Origin of the sequence: Planktotalea sp. (assembly GCF_039984035.1) — a bacterium.
In the GTDB taxonomy this organism is placed as follows: Bacteria; Pseudomonadota; Alphaproteobacteria; order Rhodobacterales; family Rhodobacteraceae; genus Planktotalea.
Genome location: NZ_JBDWVM010000220.1, coordinates 1 through 3,396 on the forward strand (window position 1 = coordinate 1; position 3,396 = coordinate 3,396).

The window sequence follows — 3,396 nt, forward strand, 5'->3', positions numbered from 1 at the left end:
TGTCAGGCTGATAAACCACAGTGGGCGCGTCATCCTTCGCGTAGGTACTCAGAACCCGACCTCTCCGTTTTTTCCCGTTGAGGCGCTCGAAGGCATGACCGACATGATCGAGCGTCGCGCCCCAATCGAACCGCGAATCTCCTACCGGCCCGCCGACGGGAAACATGAGGCGTATTTTCTTGTTACCATCCCTATCGTTTCAACAGGGGGGCTCGAAGGTATGTTGGCATTCGAACGCACGCTGGATTTATCGCATGTCCTAAGTGCTGGAAAAGAGGCCCCTCCCACGATCATCGCAACCACCTTCCAACGCGAGTATTGGGAAGAATGGCACAATGGGGCCGGCACTGCCGTTTCGACCGAAATGCCTGGGGCGGATTTTCACCTGATCGTCGACACTGATGCCGAAGTATTGCAATCCGTTGGGCGCAGGCTCGTATTGACGGGTATCGCTGTGGCGATGCTGGCTCTTGTTCTACCCTTTAGCGTGATGGCCGCGTCTGGCATGCGCGCCATCGTGCGGCCACATCAAGAGTTGGAGAAATCCCGCGCGGCGCTTTCGACGCAACAAGACGAGCTGACTGAACTGGCCCAGATCGCGCAATTGGCGCGTGAGAGCATTATGGTCATGGATGAATACGAACGTATTTTATGGACCAACAGCGCCTTCACCCAATTGAGCGGTTACACCCAAGACGAGGCGATCGGCAGGCGCCCCAGTGAACTGCTGTATGGGCCACATACCGCGTTAAAAACACGACGGGAGATCCGCAAGGCAATCGAAGACGAACGCCAGGTTCAGACAGAAATCCTGAACTATCGAAAAGACGGGACGGCATATTGGGTCAACATCGGGATTTCGCCCCTAGCCGCATCTGTCAAAACAGGGCGTCGTTTTGCCAGTATTTCAACAGATATCACCGCGACCAAGGACGCACAGGCCAAGGTGGCAGAGGCAACCGCCGCCACAGAAGAGCAATCGTTGCGCGATCCGTTGACCAACCTGCCAAACCGCCGTTTCCTTGACAATATATTCGACACGAGTGTGACAAACACAGATTTGCCACGCACACTCGTACGCATTGATCTCGACCATTTCAAAAACGTGAACGACACCCTTGGGCACAGCGCTGGTGATTTCGTTTTGCAGCAAGTTGGCAAAATTCTAAAAGACGGGATCGGCACAAATGACGTCGCCGTACGGGTTGGCGGGGATGAATTCGTGATCCTTATGGCCGCAGGCTCAGGAACCGGCGATGCCGCCGAACTTACCAAACGACTATTGGTCAAAATCCGCGAAGAAATGATCTTCGAAGGTAAAATTTGCCGGATTGGGGCGAGTTTCGGCGTCGCATCCGCGATCGGTGGATTGATCCAGAACTGCGATCTTTTGAAAAGCGCGGATTCGGCGCTTTACACAGCCAAAGATCTGGGACGCAACACGACAACCGTCTACACGCCTCAGCTGCACAGCATCGTCAACGAAAAACGGATGCTCTCTGCCGAAATCGAATACGGATTGGCGAATGGTGAATTTCAGCCATTTTTCCAACCGCAGTTTGATGCGCAAACCCAAGACATGGTCGGCATTGAAGCGCTGGCAAGGTGGCATCATTCGACCCGTGGCCTATTGTCACCGGCGCAATTTTTGCCTGTTTCCAATCAACTTCGCCTCACACCTGAGATCGACCGGCAGATCTTTCGCTACGGCATCGAAAAAGTGCAGATACTGAATTCGTTAGGTTTGTTCATACCCAAAATTGCTTTCAACATGGACACCCATCAAATCGTCAACACGCGGATAGAAGACATCATGCTCGGGTACGATTTGGGTGAAACGCGTGTTGCATTAGAGGTCCTAGAAAGTGTGCTCGTCGAAGAACAAGATCATAACTTTGTGAACCGGATCAACAATCTAAGGCAGAAAGGATTTCAGATCGAGGTAGATGATTTTGGGTCGGGCCATGCATCTGTCATTGGCCTGAAACATCTACACCCCCATGTTATGAAGCTCGACCGCATGCTGGTTCAACCGGTAGACAACGACCCCACCGCCCGCGCCTTGATTCGAAACATGATTGAGATGGGAAAGGCGCTCGGAATTTCTGTGACCGCAGAAGGTGTAGAAACCGCCGAACACGCAGCGATCATGGCAGACCTAGGCTGCGACACGTTGCAAGGGTTCTATTTTGCACGACCCATGGATTTTGAAGATCTCAAGTCCTTCGTCTCACAACAAAATCATGGAGTCGCAGGGCACGCTTCCTAATCCTCTTGGACATTTCCGACCCGGGGCCTGCCGTTTTGTGGCGAGTGCGACTATGCGCCTGCCCCCATCATTCCAATCGATCAAGGCAGGTTGCATGGTTCATGCCCATCGCCAGCCCAAAACTGTCACGCGGTATACCGGAGAAAAGCATCGAACCCTACTCCGATCCACATACAACCCTAGCCGCGTGCCAAGCACCCGGCCAGGACAGTGGCCGCGTTGCGACTACAGGAAATCATCTCGGCGCGGTGTGAAACAATCAATCAGTTCGCCGGCCTCAATACACACGCATCCGTGCCGCGCGCCCGACGGGATGACAACGCTGTCACCTGCCGCAATCTCGGTCTCTTTTCCGTCAATAGAAAACGTAAAACGCCCCGATTTCACATAGCTAGATTGCACATGTGGGTGATCATGCAGCTTCCCTTCTGCTCCGTCTTCAAAACAAAAAGACACCATCATCAGATCAGCATGATCGGACAAAACTTGACGGGTAACACCGGGATCGGTGGTGATACATGGAAATTCGCGGCTCACAGGTAGCTCCTTTATAGGCAAGATATCTGACACAGATGGTCAGTCGAAATAGGTTGCGTGGGTCTTGTAGATTTCACCGATGGTATCGTCCAGCCGTGCAAGATGGCGGCGTGCACCTGCGGTGGCGCGCTCGATGTCTTTGGCCTTCAGCGCGTCTGCCAGCTCTTGGTGGTCTTTAACCAATGTGGCCGCCGCGCTCGCGCGGCCCAAACTTAGCATGCACAACCGATCAATCCGCTGTTTGCATTCCTCAATGGTCGTGAACGCCAACGGATAGCCCCCCAGTTCGCAAATCAATTTATGAAACTGGTAGTCTAACGCGTGGAATTTGTCCGGTTGGCCCTTTTCGATGATCTCATGCTGTTTGTCTAAATTTTGCCGCAGCTTTTTTTCGCGGGCGTCGTCCCAGATCAAACAGGCACTGCGCACCACCTCGATTTCAACCGCAAGACGGACGAAGCGCGCGTGGTTGATAAGTTCCATCGAAAATCCACGTACTGTGGTCGCTTTTTGCGGGCGGATCAGCAGCAGGTCGAGGCCTTCCAATCGATTGAACGCATCTCGCACCGGTTGTCGCGACACCCCAAAAC

Annotated in this window: 3 protein-coding genes; 1 reads left to right on the forward strand and 2 read right to left on the reverse strand. The window is 53.4% G+C overall.

Annotated features, from left to right (window positions below):
- The coding region (locus ABJQ89_RS10060) for an EAL domain-containing protein (protein ID WP_348496111.1) at positions 1-2,269 on the forward strand (2,269 nt) is incomplete at its 5' end.
- Between the two features lie 225 nt (positions 2,270-2,494).
- Here the strand turns inward: ABJQ89_RS10060 and ABJQ89_RS10065 are convergent.
- Positions 2,495-2,806 carry a cupin domain-containing protein gene (locus tag ABJQ89_RS10065; protein WP_348405941.1) on the reverse strand — a complete coding sequence of 104 codons (312 nt, stop codon included), beginning with the start codon at positions 2,804-2,806 and terminating at the stop codon, positions 2,495-2,497.
- A gap of 39 nt (positions 2,807-2,845) precedes the next feature.
- Positions 2,846-3,396: GntR family transcriptional regulator (locus ABJQ89_RS10070; RefSeq protein WP_348496112.1), on the reverse strand; the 551-nt coding region annotated here is incomplete at its 5' end.